Annotated in this window: 15 protein-coding genes; all 15 read right to left on the bottom strand. The window is 38.3% G+C overall.

Annotated features, from left to right (window positions below; genetic code table 11):
- Nucleotides 1-14: 14 nt before the first annotated feature.
- The 15 genes from T479_RS14955 to hpaB all read right to left on the bottom strand — a co-directional run bounded on the left by T479_RS14955 (nucleotide 15) and on the right by hpaB (nucleotide 15,761).
- Nucleotides 15-947: a peptidase U32 family protein gene (locus tag T479_RS14955; protein ID WP_024363105.1), complete on the bottom strand. Its 933-nt coding sequence runs from the start codon at nucleotides 945-947 to the stop codon at nucleotides 15-17.
- Nucleotides 948-952: 5 nt separating this feature from the next.
- Nucleotides 953-1,585 (bottom strand): O-methyltransferase, encoded by a 633-nt coding sequence (locus tag T479_RS14960; RefSeq protein WP_024363106.1) that lies wholly within the window; start codon nucleotides 1,583-1,585, stop codon nucleotides 953-955.
- 274 nt (nucleotides 1,586-1,859) lie between these two features.
- Entirely contained in the window at nucleotides 1,860-2,978 is a 1,119-nt protein-coding gene (mltG, locus tag T479_RS14965; RefSeq protein ID WP_024363107.1) for an endolytic transglycosylase MltG, read from the bottom strand.
- Between the two features lie 129 nt (nucleotides 2,979-3,107).
- Entirely contained in the window at nucleotides 3,108-4,298 is a 1,191-nt protein-coding gene (locus T479_RS14970) for an acyl-CoA dehydrogenase family protein (RefSeq protein ID WP_025220074.1), read from the bottom strand.
- Nucleotides 4,298-5,641 (bottom strand): LLM class flavin-dependent oxidoreductase, encoded by a 1,344-nt coding sequence (locus tag T479_RS14975; protein ID WP_025220075.1) that lies wholly within the window; start codon nucleotides 5,639-5,641, stop codon nucleotides 4,298-4,300. The genes T479_RS14970 and T479_RS14975 overlap by 1 nt, the downstream gene beginning before the upstream one ends.
- Nucleotides 5,642-5,659: 18 nt before the next feature.
- Complete coding sequence (locus tag T479_RS14980; protein WP_025220076.1) at nucleotides 5,660-6,496, bottom strand: MetQ/NlpA family ABC transporter substrate-binding protein; 837 nt, start codon at nucleotides 6,494-6,496, stop codon at nucleotides 5,660-5,662.
- Nucleotides 6,497-6,510: 14 nt separating this feature from the next.
- Entirely contained in the window at nucleotides 6,511-7,164 is a 654-nt protein-coding gene (locus tag T479_RS14985) for a methionine ABC transporter permease (protein ID WP_025220077.1), read from the bottom strand.
- Entirely contained in the window at nucleotides 7,106-8,185 is a 1,080-nt protein-coding gene (locus T479_RS14990; RefSeq protein ID WP_025220078.1) for a methionine ABC transporter ATP-binding protein, read from the bottom strand. Before T479_RS14990 ends, T479_RS14985 begins: the two co-directional genes overlap by 59 nt.
- A gap of 48 nt (nucleotides 8,186-8,233) precedes the next feature.
- The gene (locus tag T479_RS14995) at nucleotides 8,234-9,040 is read right to left on the bottom strand and encodes a MetQ/NlpA family ABC transporter substrate-binding protein (protein WP_024363113.1); all 807 of its coding nucleotides are present in this window, start codon (nucleotides 9,038-9,040) and stop codon (nucleotides 8,234-8,236) included.
- Between the two features lie 434 nt (nucleotides 9,041-9,474).
- The gene (locus T479_RS15000; RefSeq protein ID WP_025220079.1) at nucleotides 9,475-10,002 is read right to left on the bottom strand and encodes a DUF1292 domain-containing protein; all 528 of its coding nucleotides are present in this window, start codon (nucleotides 10,000-10,002) and stop codon (nucleotides 9,475-9,477) included.
- A 129-nt stretch (nucleotides 10,003-10,131) separates the two neighbouring features.
- The gene (locus tag T479_RS15005) at nucleotides 10,132-10,440 is read right to left on the bottom strand and encodes a DUF1292 domain-containing protein (RefSeq protein WP_024363115.1); all 309 of its coding nucleotides are present in this window, start codon (nucleotides 10,438-10,440) and stop codon (nucleotides 10,132-10,134) included.
- Nucleotides 10,441-10,457: 17 nt separating this feature from the next.
- Nucleotides 10,458-10,874, bottom strand: coding sequence for a Holliday junction resolvase RuvX (gene ruvX / locus T479_RS15010; RefSeq protein WP_024363116.1), 417 nt, complete (start codon nucleotides 10,872-10,874; stop codon nucleotides 10,458-10,460).
- A gap of 2 nt (nucleotides 10,875-10,876) precedes the next feature.
- On the bottom strand, nucleotides 10,877-11,143 hold the full coding sequence (locus T479_RS15015; RefSeq protein WP_024363117.1) for an IreB family regulatory phosphoprotein: 267 nt from the start codon (nucleotides 11,141-11,143) through the stop codon (nucleotides 10,877-10,879).
- Between the two features lie 87 nt (nucleotides 11,144-11,230).
- Nucleotides 11,231-13,891, bottom strand: a complete 2,661-nt coding sequence (alaS, locus tag T479_RS15020; RefSeq protein WP_025220080.1) for an alanine--tRNA ligase — start codon at nucleotides 13,889-13,891, stop codon at nucleotides 11,231-11,233.
- Between the two features lie 433 nt (nucleotides 13,892-14,324).
- Nucleotides 14,325-15,761: a 4-hydroxyphenylacetate 3-monooxygenase, oxygenase component gene (gene hpaB / locus T479_RS15025; protein ID WP_024363119.1), complete on the bottom strand. Its 1,437-nt coding sequence runs from the start codon at nucleotides 15,759-15,761 to the stop codon at nucleotides 14,325-14,327.
- Nucleotides 15,762-16,053 lie beyond the last annotated feature (292 nt).

Consider the following 16,053-nt stretch of genomic DNA (forward strand, 5'->3'; position numbering starts at 1 on the left):
GTTCTTGCCACCTCCTAGTAAACTGTTTCCTTGAAGATAAAGCCCGTATCGAGTGGTCGAATAGCAGGTTGAATTTCTTCAATTTTAGCCAGTAAATCATCTTTAATATCGTCATATGCATCTTCTGATTCGTCAAAATATGTGTCAATTGCTCGACGATATGCTTCTGTAACTGTCACTACATATTCCGGCGTTTGTAAAACACCTTCAATTTTTAGCGCATCGATGCCTGCTTCAAATAACTCGCCTAGCTCATCAATAATGCACATATCATTTGGACTGAAAATATGTGTACCATTTGCATCCTCATAAATTGGATATTTGTTGTTACGCTCATCATCATGAAGGAACATATTACGGTTTTCTTGACGATTTTCAATTGTCATTACTTTATCTTGATATAAGAAATAATGACCTAGTAATGGACGCTTCGATTGGAACATACAAGTCATGCCGTGTACTTGTACTTCCACTTCTACTTCTGCGTTTTCTTTAATTTCTATTACTTCATCTAATGAAAGCTCACGCGCTAGCACAGCACGTGTTGCACCACGTTTACCCCAATAATTCGCAGTAAACCAGTTGGTAGCCGTCGTTTCCGGATTCCAGTGCAACGGAATGGTTACACCTTGCTCGCGACGCACTATAATAACCGCAGGGTCGCCGTAAATTAAACGATCTACACCTATGCGTTGCATTTCTTTTAAATAGTCACCTAATGCATCTAGTTTTTCGTTATGGAAAAGCGCATTCACTGCAACATACACCTTTTTGCCTGCTGCGTGTATTAGCTTCGTTGCTTCTTCTACTTCGCTCACTGAAAATTCACCTGCAAGACGAAGACCAAATTGTTGTTCCCCAATGACAAAAGCATCAGCTCCAGCTGTTAACAGTGCTTTTACATGGTCTACTGATTGCGGTGTAACAAGCAATTCAGGTTTTTTCATAGTCGTCACCTCTTCAAACATAATAATAAGCCATCCCCCACTGGTAAAAATGCACTTGTATAGTCAGGATGGTGCATAATCCAATCGGTAAAGTTTTTTAAATTCCGAATCATTGTGCGCTTGCGACGTGGTACGTCTTTTAAGTCCAAATCGGACAAGCCATGCATATACATATTATCGATATACAAGACGCCTCCCGAGTTGACAAGAGGGGCATATTTTTCGAAAAATCGTTGGTATTGTCCTTTTGCTGCATCTATAAAAACCGCATCAAAAGTTGTGTGAATTGCCTTATCGTCTACCTCTAAAGCATCTCCCTCAATAACCGTAATACGATTGGACACGGTCGATCTTGCAATATAAGCTTTTGCACGAGCGACACGTTCTTCATCACGTTCGATCGTAACAATCTGCACATTTGGCAAAGCCTCTGCCATCCGTATTGCTGAGTAACCAATTGCCGTGCCAATTTCTAAAATTTTTGCCGGATTTTGAATACGTAGCAACTGATTCAGTGCGTCTATTCCAGCTAACTGCATAATCGGTACATGATTTTCTTCCGCATATGCTTCCATTTCTAAAAGCAAGTCATTACGTGGTTGAATAAATGATTGTATATATGCATCCGATAATTCCATTGTAAAATTCACCCTCATTTAAAAGGAAACGAGCACTCCCGTTATCCAAACTTCATCATCACTTTGCTACAAAAAGAAAAAGACCAAACGTGATGTCTTGGTACTTTGCCATACAAAAATGAGCAATTGTTAGTCGATATGCACGAAACAATTGCCACCACGTATAATTGATTAAAAATCACAATTTATAATAGCACGAAAATAGAAGGAAAGCTATTTTTCTTTCCTTCTATCTATTTTATTGTGCTATTTATTTGCCTCAAATTACTGAGATTTACTTAATATATTGTTCTTTCTTTTGCAAATGCTCATCATATGTTTTTGAGAAGTGGTTAACTCCTTCTTTATCTGCTAAGAAATAAAGATAATCGGTTTTGCTCGGATTTAACGTTGCTTCAATCGAAGTTTTCCCAGCACCAGCAATTGGCCCTGGCGGTAATCCTTTATTTTTGTAAGTATTATAAGCGTTTTCCACTTCTAAATCTTCATACAATACGCGATCTTTATGTGAACCAAGGGCATATAAAACAGTTGGGTCTGTTTGAAGTGGCATGCCTTTCTCTATACGATTATAGAATACACTCGCTATCGTTTCACGATCTGTTTGTGCTGTTGCCTCTTCCTCTAATAACGATGCAAACGTTAAAAGTTGATGGACTGACATTTGTTTTTCAACTAACACTTCACTATAATTTTTCACTACATTATTCATCGCTGCAATCATTTCTTCAACAATTGACTCTAACGAAGGTTTTTCTTCAAAATAAGAATATGTTGCTGGGAATAAATACCCTTCTAAGTCATAGCGAATATTATCAGCTAAAACCGCATCTGTAATAAGTTCTGGATAGTTAGCCATCATTTTTTGAACAAATGCTTCACTTGTTACTAAATCCATAAACTCTTTTTGAGTATAAGGTGTTTTCTTTTCTACGATTTTACCTATCTGATCAAGTGTTAGACCTTCTGGAATCGTCATCGTAAAGATTGGCTCACGATACACCTTGCCTGTTTTTAAACTCTCAATCAGCTCGTCCAATGTCATCGCTTGGGTTAAATCATAATTTCCTGCTTGGAATTGAGATTCATTTTTAAACTTGGCGTAATATTTAAAGACTTTCGCATCTTTAATAATGCCCTTTTTCTCTAACAAAGCCGAAATCGAACTTAAACTAGAGCCAATTGGTACTTCAACAGCAATGGTTTTCGTCGCATCCGGATTCACCGGTTTAAGCGCACTTTTAACGTAGTTGTACCCAATTAAACCGATAATGCCAAATAATAATAAAAACGTAATGGCTATAATAGCTACGATTTTTCTCACGATTTTTACCTCAGATTTTTTTTCTTCCATTTTTGAAAACATTTCTTGTTTTTTAGAACCGTTATCCACGGGTTTCCCCCCTATCACTATCCAATATCATACTAGAAATCAACTTTTTCGACAAACAGAAATGACAATTCAGGAGAAATTGCACACATAAAAAAATCTGCTAATACATTCTTTAGCAGATTTGTACCTTTATAATTGCAACGCTCCTTGCTTTTTCTCTTCTACTAACAAACCTTGCGCTAGTTGAGCAATAACAACATCATCAGCTGGTGGATTAAAGCGGCTACACTGAACATCTCGAAAAAGTCGTTGCAATTTATTAGACTTCGACAAACTTCGGCCTCCAACAACTTGCATCGCTTTCGTCACAATGTCTATGGCATGTTGACAAATCACATATTTTGCAATATTAACATCCTGCGCTAAATCCTGTTTACCTGTCGGGTGCTGTTCTGCTTGTGCAGCAATACTGTAAAGCGTACGACGTGCTGTTTGATACAACACCTCTATTTCTCCAATCTTTTGTTGCACATGGCTAGCGTGTGCAATTGTATTTTCCAAGCTATAAGAATACGTATTTTTCGCAAACTCGACTACATAATCCCTCGCCGCACCTGCAATTCCTAAATAGACCGCAGGAATTTCTAAAGAATAGACACGTCCATCTGCTAAAAATCGATTCACTTCATTCGGACGGTGACGATATAATAATGCCTCATCTGGCACAAAAGTATCGTGGAAAATGATATCATGACTACCTGTTGCTCGCATGCCCATTGCATCCCACGTGTTCACCACTTCAACCTGCTCATTTTTTGTCATAAGAAACTCGGCAGTTACATTTTCATCTTCTAAATATGCAATAATCGTGAATTGCTTTAAAATTGGTGCTAGTGAAGCAAAAGCTTTCTCGCCGGTAATGATATAACCACCTGGAACTTTTTTGGCAGTCGTGCCAGGCAAACTACCCCGTGAAATATTGCCCTTTCCTCGTTCACTATTAATAATATTTAACAGGGAACCTTCCTCCACAGCTTTACGACTTAGTTCTGCAAAAATATGCTGCGGCCACAACTTCGCTTCTCTTACATTTAAAAACGTTAATAAGTGCCAGCCAACCGCTAAAGCAGTTGACCCATCTCCTTTAGCAAGCTGCTCTTGCACTAATAGCATTTCATAGAGAGAGATTTCCTCGCCGCCGTATTTTTTCGGTACAGTCAATCGAAAATACCCTGCCTCCTCCAACAATTTAAAATGGTCAAAAGGAAACGCACCACTTTCATCATAAATAGCAGCTGTTTCTTCAATTTGCCCAGCAAGTTTACGAGCATATTGAACGAGCTGTTGTTCTCGCTCATTCCGGATAAAAACATCACGCATTAATCGATCACCTTACTTTTCGTAAATCGGTTTTGAGGTTTCTTTAGCCCTAAATGTTCACGCAATGTTGTCCCTGTATAATCTTCACGATAGATGCCACGCTCTTGTAATATTGGTACAACCTTCTCTACAAAGTTTTCTAAATCACGTGGTAACAACGGAAATTGCAGCATAAATCCATCAGCTGCCCCCTCCTTCAACCATCGTTCCATTTCGTCAGCAATTTGTACCGCTGTTCCAACAAAGGCATCACGTTTAGCAGGTCCAAACAGGCGGGCATACAACTCACCGACCTTTAAATTTTCTTTTTTAATAATCTCTAAATGCTCGTCAAAATGGCTTTGAATACTGTTGACAGCAGGAAACTCAACTTCAATAGCTGGCGTATCTAGCGAATACTTTGAAAAATCAACATTGCCCATATAACCTGAAACAAACTTCAAGCTCTCATATGGGTCTATCAATGATTGCAATTCATTGTATTGACGAATGGCTTCTTCCTCAGTATCAGCTACTATGGGCGAGATTCCTTGTAAAACAAGCAACTCCTCCTCCGTTCGACCGAACGACGCTAGCTGTGCCTTTAAAGTGCGATAATGTGCTTTGGCTTTTTCGATATCATCCCAATGGACAAAAACAACTTCCGCTGTTCGTGCAGCTAATTTTTGCCCTGGCTTAGATGCTCCGGCCTCAACAATAACGGGTTGCCCTTGTATCGAACGCGCAATGTTTAGCGGACCTTTCACAGATAAATATTTACCTTTAAATGCTGTTTCATGTACTTTCTCTTGGTCATAAAAAATATTATTTTCACGATCATAGATAAAGGCATCATCTTCCCAAGAATCCCATAATGATTGCACGACATCAATAAATTCTTCTGCTCGTTCGTAGCGATGGTCATGCTCCCAATGCTGATCACGACTAAAGTTTAAAGCTGTTTGGCCGGTTGCATCTGCCGTTGTCACTAAATTCCATGCAACACGTCCATTGCTGATATGATCAATGGACATTAATTGTCTTGCTAATACATACGGTTCACTGTAAGTAGTCGAAGCTGTTGCACCAAGCCCTATTTTGGATGTCGCTGCAGCTAGCGCTGTAATTTGAATCAGTGGGTCAAAACGATTTAAAATATGTGGATGGGATTCGTGATTAATGGCTAAACTATCCGCCACAAAGGCCATGTCGAATTTACCTTTTTCGGCAAGTTTTGCTACTTTTTGTAATGCTTTTATATCAATGCTTGCATCAACCTGCGCTAAAGGATGCTTCCATGCCGCAACATGCATGCCTGCCCCGATTAAATATAAAGCTAACTTTAATTGTTTGTTCTCCGCCATTTTTCATCATCTCTCCTTTTAATATGAATAAAACGTCTTCCATGTTGCTAGTTCATCCAATGGCATGTTGACAGGAATATAGTTCCCCTTTGAAATGTTAGAGACAAAATCTGCTGTTTCTTTACGCTGATATATCTCCACAATTTTTTTCAATTTTGCGTTGTCCTTATCTTCAGGCTTTGCCACTATGACATTAATAAAAGGCTTTGCTGTTTCATTTTCATGAATAATCGCATCCTTTAAAAGCAAACCTGCTTCAACAGCTACTCCATTATTAATAACCGCAAAATCAGTATCCTCCATGACACGAGGCGTCGTCGCCCCATCTACGGGCACAATCGTTAAATTTTTAGGATTGTCTTGTATACGATCTTCGCCTCCATTGCCATCAAAATTATCGGTAACCGTTAACAGGTCATATTCTTGCAGCAGTAACAATGCTCGCCCCCAATTAGAAGGATCATTTGGCACTGCAATTTTGGCCCCATCCTTTATCTCTTCTATCCGTTTGTATTTGTTCGAATACAAGCCGATGGGCGCCATAATCGTTGTGCCAATCGCTTGTAAATCTGTGCCGTTATTCTTATTAAATAAATTTAAATATGCGACATGTTGGAAAGCATTTATATCGACTTCACCTTCTGCTAATGCTTGATTGGGATCATACTGTGCCGAAAATGTCACTAATTCTAAATGTATATGTTCCTTTGTTGCTTGTTCTTTTATATATTCCCACGTTTTGATTTCCGAGCTGCGAATGCCAACCTTCACAACATCGTTTTCCTCAGCTTTTGTACATGCTACAAGTAAAAATAATAATGACAAGAGTCCGATAATATACTGTATTTTCTTCATTGCTAGCTCTCCTTTTAAGCTACTCTTCGCAGCTTTCTTTCAATGGTATTGCCGATACTTTGAATAATTTGAACAACAACGACTAATAGTACAACTGTCACGAGAATGGTTACATTATCAAAGCGTTGGTAGCCATAAGTTATGGCAACATCCCCAAGACCTCCTCCACCAACTGCTCCTGCCATTGCTGTTGCCCCGATAAGTCCAATCGTTGCTGTTGTGACGCTTAAAATTAAAGATGGAAAGGCTTCAGGAAGTAAAAACTTATGAATAATTTGAAATGGAGAAGCTCCCATTGCTTTTGCCGCTTCAATGATGCCTTCATCTACCTCAAGCAGAGAATTTTCAATTAATCTTGAAATATACGGTCCAATATGCAAGACAAGTGGTACGATAGCAGCAGTTGTGCCAATCGCTGTCCCAACAAGTAGACGTGTAAATGGAATGATAGCTACTAATAAAATAATGAAAGGAATAGATCGTAACGTATTGACAACTGGATTGACAATCGAGAAAATAATTTTATTTTCAAGTATGTGCCCTTTGCGCGTAACAACTAAAACGATGCCTAATATAAACCCTAAAATAGCGCCAAAAATTAATGAAATGCTAACCATGTACAGCGTATCCAACAGTGCGTCGATGATAATCTGTGTGCTCACCTTCATGTGCAACGACCTCCTCCATATGAATATTTTTACTTTGAATATATAAAAACGCCTTTTGAATCTCCGGTGCTGAACCCACTAGCTCTACAATTAAATGACCGAATGGAATGCCTTGTAGCTCCGTAATATTGCCAAATAGTACATTGACATCGACCGCGAATTTCTTGGCTACTTGTGATACAACAGGCTGACCGACATCCACCCCAATAAATTTCATATTGTAAATTCGTTTCGAACCATCGATGACATTCAATTGCTCATAAACAGATTGCGGTATTTCATTTCGAACAACTGATTGCACAAAGTTTTTCGTTGTGTCTTGCTTTGGTGCAGAAAAAATGTGTAGGACATTGTCTTCTTCTATTATTTGCCCGTTCTCCATTACCGCCACACGATTACATATATCTCGAATCACTTCCATTTCATGTGTAATCATCAAAATGGTAATGCCATATTCACTATTGACACGCTTGAGCAACGCTAAAATAGATTTTGTCGTTTGGGGGTCCAGAGCAGATGTCGCTTCATCGCATAATAAAATTGTCGGCTTTGTAATTAATGCTCTTGCAATCCCTACACGTTGCTTTTGACCACCTGATAATTCATCAATAAAGCGATGCGCCTTATCTTGCAAGCCGACAAATGTTAAGACCTCTTGCACTTGAGCTGCTATTTTCGATTTGTTAGCACCACTTAACACTAAAGGCATTGCCACATTATCAAAAACCGTTTTAGAGTGGAGGAGATTAAAGTGTTGAAAAATCATTCCAATATTTTTCTTTTCCTCCCGCAATTGTTTTTTGCTTAGTTTGGTTAAATTTTTACCATTGACAAGCACTTCACCAGATGTCGGCTCTTCTAATAAATTCACTGTGCGAAGTAAAGTACTTTTCCCAGCACCGCTAAAACCAATTACGCCAAATATATCGCCTTTCTGAATAGTTAAATTAATGTGATTTAACGCCTTCACAGTCGCTTGCCCAACATGAAATTCCTTCGTCGTATTTATAAATTCAATCATTCAGATTTCCCTCCTATGCACTTGAATCCGTATAATCTGTTCAACATGCTAAAATACTGGAACGACAGCCCCTTTATATTGATCTTCAAAAAATTTTCTCGCCTTTTCACTTGTCAGCCATTTCACTACTTTTTGAATGGCAGCATCTTGCTGTTTTTCTTTCGTCGTTGCAATAATATTGACATAAGGTGACTCCGGCCCTTCCATAATAAGTGCATCCTCGAGTGGATTATAACCTCCTTCTAATGCGTAATTCGTATTGATAGCAGACGCGTCTACATCATCTAATGAGCGCACTAATAACAATGGATCAACACCTATAAACTGAATGTTCTTTTCATTTTTTGTAATATCCTCAACTGTGAAATCACTGTCCTTTGCATCATCTAATTGGATAAGGTCATTATGTTCAAACAGTAGTAATGCGCGTGAAAAATTGACAATGTCATTTGGCACAGCTACTTTTGCATTTTGTGGTAAATCCTTAATATCGTGAATTGTTTTTGAATAGACTCCGAATGGCTCAATGTGAATACCTTTGACACTTACCAAATCTAGATTACTTTCTTTATTCGTCTGTTCTAAAAACGGAATGTGCTGAAAATAGTTGAAATCAAGTTCACCGTCCGCTGTTTGTTGATTGGTTTGGACAGCATCTTTTAATATGGAAATGTTTAACTTCACACCATCTTGTGCAAGATCTTCCGCTAAATATTCTAATACTTCCGCATGAGGAACACTTGCAGCCCCTACATTTAATGTAACAACGTCGTCTTGTTTTACCTGCTTCGAATCTGTACAGCCAGCAAGGACAATGATTAACACGCTAGCAAACCATAACCATAATTTTTTCATATTATATCCTCCTATTTTTATTAATTTACTTGGTTTAATTGCAAATAAATATAGAGCATTTCATGTACAGTTGAATAATTCTCTTAAAATAAACTATTTGAAATTTTCTTTTTTATTACAACAAATCTTATCCGTTTACTTGTAATTGGTCAATGCTATTTTTTCTTGTTTTTCCCATGCATCAATCTTTATGTAATCTTGCAGGGGAAGATTCCCTTGTTTTCTGTATGTTACACACGTTTTTCTCTCTACTAAACACAATATTCGTTGGACGATAGAATCCTTTTTAGCTTCAGATAGAAATTTTCTATTAGACATCGTTGCAAATGATTTGAATTGTTTGAGTGACTGGCACTCATATAAAAAAAACCCCTGTAAAAGTTAGATTGATGTCTAACTTTTACGGGGCAGTTCAATAACTTTGAGTATGTTTTTTATAAGTCATTTAAGATATCTTCTACGAATTCCCATTCTGCATCTGTTTCAATCGGTAGTAAGTCCTCAATCGTTCCATCTGGTCCAGGTACATATTGGGCAGCGAAAATATCACGCTCCTCCATTGGCTCGTCTGAAACAGCAACATAAAGTACATATGATTTGCCAAATTGTTCAGAAGCAAATGTATGAATAACCTCGCACACCTGATCTGTGCCATCTTCATTCGTCACGGTTATAAGCTGTGGTTCTTCCTGAAATTCATCTAACAGTGTTAATACAACTTCATTAATCATTTCCCATTCAGCATCCGTTTCCACAGGTTGCAAATTAATCATTTCCCCGCTGTTATCATCATAATCGAATGTCATGGCTGAAACATCACCAGGAATTTCTTGCCCCTTTTCATCTATCAGTGAGAACAATACATATGATTTTTCCTCGGCATCAAATGTAAATACAACTCGGCATGTTTGCTCTTGACCATTTTCTCCGATAATAATAAATTCTTGTGTTTCCTCGTTCATTTAACTTCCTCCTTACAAATGAGCTGATTGTTTTAGTTCTTGCCCTTGTACGTCCAAGTTGATTGGCGTAAAAAAAGAACAAGGACCGCTTTTGCCATCCTTGTTCTTTACACTTTAAAATGAAAACAATTACTCTTCGTCTTCGTCCTCTAAAGCGTTTAAAACGTCTTCTACCATGTCCCACTCTGCTTCTGTTTCAATCGGTGTTAATTCGCCATCTTCACCGTTTTCAGAAGGTACAAATGATGATACGAAGATTTCTACAGAGCCGTCTTCATCTTCTTCTGCTCCTACCATTGAGTAAAATACATAAGATTTACCGAATTCAGGAGACTCGTGTACGTGAATTACTTCGCAAAGTTGCTCGTTTCCGTTTTCGTCAATCACTGTAATGTGTTGTACGTGTAATTCTTCTTCATGGTTATGCTCGTGAGCCATGTTTGCCACCTCATTAATTAGTTTTTGCTATCTAAATAGCCTTGTAAAATCATCACAGCAGCCATTTTATCAATGACTTGCTTGCGTTTTTTGCGACTTACGTCCGCTTCGATTAGCATGCGCTCGGCAGCCATCGTCGTTAAACGCTCATCCCAAAGTTTAACCGGCAGTGAAAATGTCTCTTCTAATAACTTTTTATAGTTTTCAGAAGCTTCACCACGTGGTCCTACCGTATTATTCATGTTTTTCGGGAATCCTACAACAAATTCAGTGATAGTATATTCCTTCACTAGCTCAGCAATACGGTCGATGCCGAATTCGCCATTTGCTTCATCAATTTTTACGGTTTCAATACCTTGAGCCGTCCAGCCAAGTGCATCACTAATGGCAACACCGACTGTTTTCGACCCAACGTCTAATCCCATAATTCTCATTTCTAGCCCTCGTTATTCTTTTTAATATAAAATTTAACAAGCTCTTCTAGAATTTCGTCACGCTCTAGCTTGCGAATTAAATTACGAGCATCCTGATGGCGAGGAATATACGCCGGATCACCAGAAAGTAAGTAACCGACAATCTGATTGATAGGATTATATCCCTTTTCCTCTAATGAAGAATGTACTTTCAACATTACCTGCTTGACTTCCTGTTCCATTGATTCTTCTGGAAAATTAAATTTCATCGTTTGATCAAATGAACTCATGACCAGCACCTCGCTTTCAGAAATAAGGAGATGTGCAAAGAAGCTCATCTCCGATTTCTCTTTATTATAACCGATTTGACGTATTAATTAAATGGATTTAACGTAATCATACACAGAAAGTAGCGCTTCATCAAGTTTTGAAGCATCTTTAGCACCTGCCATCGCCATATCTGGACGACCGCCGCCTTTACCGCCACAAGCTTCTGCCACCATTTTCACAATATTTCCTGCATGGTAATTGCCACCCACTAAATCTTTCGTTACACCTGCGCATAACATGACTTTATCGCCATCAATAGCACCTAGGACAACAACAGCTTTTGTCATTTTACCTTTTAGGTCATCCATCATTTGACGCAGTTGGTTATTGTCTTTCGCTTCAACTTTCGTTGAAAGTACTGTCACATCACCAAATGTTTGGGCTGCATCTACAATAGCACCTGCTTGTGCATTGGCAATTTTTTGTGATAATCCTTCATTTTCACGTTGTAATTCTTTGTAGTCTGCTTGTAGCGCATGAACTTTAGTGACAATATCTTTGGGATTTGCTTTTAATAATGCTGCTGCATCATTTAATAGCGCCTCTTCTTCTTTAACCGCCTCATATGCCACTTTTCCAGTCACAGCCTCGATACGACGCGTTCCTGCGCCAATACCACCTTCTGATACAATTTTAAAGAAGCCAATTTCAGAAGAACGTTTTACATGGATACCACCACAAAGTTCGATTGAATAATCGCCAATGGAAACGACGCGCACAATATCACCGTATTTTTCGCCGAATAATGCCATTGCTCCCATTGCTCTCGCTTCATCAATCGCCTTTTCTTCAATCACGACTTCAATATCTTCCCACACTTTTTCATTTACAATACGTTCAATTTGTTGTAACTCTTCTTTAGTTACTTGACCGAAGTGAGAGAAGTCAAAGCGTAATCGATCAGGGCCAACATAAGAACCCGCTTGGTTAACATGGTCACCTAATACGTCTTTTAACGCACGTTGCATAATGTGCGTTGCTGTATGGTTTTTAATGATGAGATTACGTTCACTGCGATTAACTACCGCTTTTACTGCATCTTCAACATGCATTTCACCTGATTCAACAAGAACTGTGTGTAACGGTTGTCCATTTGGTGCTTTTTGAACATCCTTAACGATTGCTGTAAAGCCGTCATTGGAAATTACACCACTATCAGCAATCTGTCCACCCATTTCAGCGTAGAACGGTGTTTTTGCTAAGACAACTAAAGCTTCTTGACCTTCTGAAGCGACCTTCGCGACTTGTCCGTTGACAATCATTGCTGCAACTTCCGTTTCTACTGATAATGTATCATAGCCAACAAATTCACTTGCAACGGTTAAGTTTGCTAGCACTTCATTTTGTACTTGCATTGAATCCACATCTTGACGAGCTGCACGCGCACGTTCACGTTGTTCATTCATTGACACTTCGAATCCTTCATGATCCACTTTCATGCCTACTTCTTCTGCATATTCTTCTGTTAACTCGATTGGGAAGCCATATGTGTCGTAAAGACGGAATGCATCTGCTCCAGGAATATAATCATGACCCGCTGCTTTTTGTGCTTCTACAACTTCATTAAAAATAGCAAGACCACCATCTAATGTTTCATGGAAACGAATTTCCTCGTTTTTAATCACACGTTGGATAAATTCACATTTCTCCGTAACTTCTGGGTAGAAATCCACCATAATTTGTCCAACTGTTGGTACTAATTCAAACATAAATGGTTTTTCGATACCAATTTGTTTAGCGTAACGTACTGCACGACGTAGTAAACGACGCAATACATAACCACGACCTTCATTTGAAGGAAGAGCGCCATCCCCGATAGCAAATGCCACAGTACGGATATGGTCTGCAATCACTTTGAATGGTGTATTAATGTCTTCTTCTGAACCGAAGATTTCACTTAACGAGACTTCACCAGGACGCTTGTATTTGCGATTGGCAAATTGTTCAATTTTTTCAATGATTGGCATAAATAAATCCGTATCAAAGTTTGTTGGAACATTTTGTACAACTGATACAATACGTTCTAGTCCCATCCCTGTATCAATGTTTTGCTTTGGTAATGGTGTATAAGTACCATCAGGATTGTGGTTAAATTGAGAGAACACTAAGTTCCAAACTTCTAAATAACGTTCGTTTTCTCCGCCAGGATACATTTCTGGATCATTTTCATCTGCACCATATTCTTCTCCACGATCGTAGAAAATTTCAGAGTTTGGACCAGATGGACCTTCCCCAATATCCCAGAAATTCCCTTCTAATCGAATTAAACGTTCTTCTGGAATGCCAATTTCGTTATGCCATACGTCATATGCTTCTTGGTCTTCTGGGTGGATGGTAATCGATAAAAGTTCAGGATCAAAGCCCATCCACTTTTTATCCGTTAAAAATTCCCAAGCGTAATGAATTGCTTCTTTTTTGAAGTAATCACCAATAGAAAAGTTACCTAACATTTCAAAGAATGTATGGTGACGTGCTGTTTTCCCTACGTTTTCAATATCGTTCGTACGAATCGATTTTTGTGCATTCGTAATACGCGGATTATCAGGAATAATACGACCATCAAAATAAGGTTTTAATGTTGCTACACCCGAGTTAATCCAAAGTAATGAAGGGTCATTAATTGGCACAAGAGGTGCTGATGGTTCATGGTGATGTCCTTTTTCTTTAAAGAATTCTAAATACATACGGCGAATTTCTACTGCTTTCATGTGAAAAGTTCCTCCTCTAATAGTGTAAAATTACGATATGAAGCCGCTTATACGCATAAAAAAGCCCTCATCCCCAAAAAGGGACGAGGACTTTGTATATTGTCTCGCGGTACCACCCTAGTTGTAAGTATTGTGTATACTTACCTCTTTAGCACTTGTAACGTAAGTGAACGGCAGGGATTAGCTGCACTCTGGAGTAGCTTTCGGCACTTGTTGACGTGAGGATTTTTTCAGCCTAGAAATCCCTTTCTTCTACACGCACAAATACGTACTTGTTCCATCATCGTTTTTTCTATTTTCTAACGCACATTATAAAAAAATTATGGCCTTCTGTCAATCATTGCATTTCTATATTGATATGAAATGATGGCAGTCAGCTAAAAAATATGTCAGCTATCTAAAATTAACCAAAGTACAACATTTCGAATAGCGCTTAATCTTTATTTTTTAAGAAATTTTCTACTCTTTGTATAAATGGCTCCCGATTATACGATTGGTAGAGTAAGCTCGATAAACGTACTGGGTCTCCAAAGAAATATCGCTCATATAGCGTTTGTCTCGTGCCAAAACTACTCATCGTTAAATCCCATGCTAAACGGAATTTTTTGACACGCTCCTCTCCACCATCCCTAAATGATTGTAAATAATGCTCCAAATCCCCATCATCTGCGCCAAATGCTTTTTCACTCGGAATTGACATTAAGCCACTTGCACCTAATAATTGAATGATTTCTGTAAAGGTTGGATAGACTTTAGGGAAAATTTGAATGGCTACCTGTAATGTTGGATGGTCAGGTCTTATATAACCAAAGTCGTCTCTTTTAGCTTCTAGTTCGGATTTGAGCAATAAAGCTTTCATCGTTTCTAATGTTACAATGATTTCCACTACTTTTTGCTGTACATGTTGGTATTCACCAATATTGATTGTATTAACAATTGATTGGACAACACCTAAAACAAATTCTGTTTTAGCAATTTGTCGGGACAATACTTGATGTAAAGTATACGCTTGGAAGCCACTCACATTCATGAAGTTATTGGCAACCTCATTATTTTCATAATAAAAAACGCGCTCCCACGGTACCACGACATCATCAAAGACAACAATCGCATCCATTTCCTCAAAGCGTGCGCTTAAAGGATGATCGAACGTTGATTCCCCTCCGACAAATGACTGTCTACATAAAAATTTCAATCCTTTCGTATCACTTGGTATAGAAAAACCAAACCCTTTTTCCTTATCAAAGCCATTTGTTGATAAAACAAGTAGTTCGTCTGTAATGCCACCTTGTGTGGCAAGCAATCTTGCCCCTTTAATTACCAGTCCTTGAGTTGTTTTCCCTACAATTTTAGCCGCAATGATGACCTCTTCATCTTCATAATGATATCGTTGACGGTTTACTTGTGGCTCAATAAACGTATGTGTCATCGTCAAATCATTTTCACGTGCATATTCATAAAAATTTAGCAGATGATCTGGAAAACAATTTGGCTTATCTTTTAAATATTCAGCGGCAGATGCTAATGCCATTAAAGTAGTGTTCATATAATCAGGACTTCTTCCCATTAAGCCATGATTAGATAAAGCCCACTCTCGCGCAGCTTGACGTCTTGTTACTAAATCTTCAACCTTTGTCACTTGTAGAAAAGACATACCTACTCGTTCATTACTCTTTGGTGATACATAGGTCAAGCTATCATGTAACGACTCATCATGCTGCAAATCAAAAAGCTTTGCTTGACTTTGCATTACGCCTTTAAATGCTGGATGTTCTGAAACCTTTCCCGTAACGACTGCGCCATCTATTGAGATATGCGTTTGCAATGCATCGATGCGCTTAATATACTGCTGGCCTGTTATTATTGGCATACATTCACCCCTAAAAAAGTTACCTATGTTTTCATTCCATGTAGTATATGAACTTTTACGTTTTTTCGTTCCACAACTACTTATCTGTACTATATCAATCGTTATTTCACAGCAAACTGTACTAGTTTAATAATACACAACAAAATTGACGATAAAGCTTGAATTATCAGTGATTTTAGATAAAAACGGTTTCAAAAAGCACTTTTCAAACAAGTTCATTTTTGTGTCACATTCATCAAAATACCTCATTTCATTAGTACAACTTTCTAGATTTCTTTTGACTAACTGGAGT

This window comes from Lysinibacillus sphaericus (assembly GCF_000600105.1).
GTDB classification, from domain to species: domain Bacteria; phylum Bacillota; class Bacilli; order Bacillales_A; family Planococcaceae; genus Lysinibacillus; species Lysinibacillus sphaericus.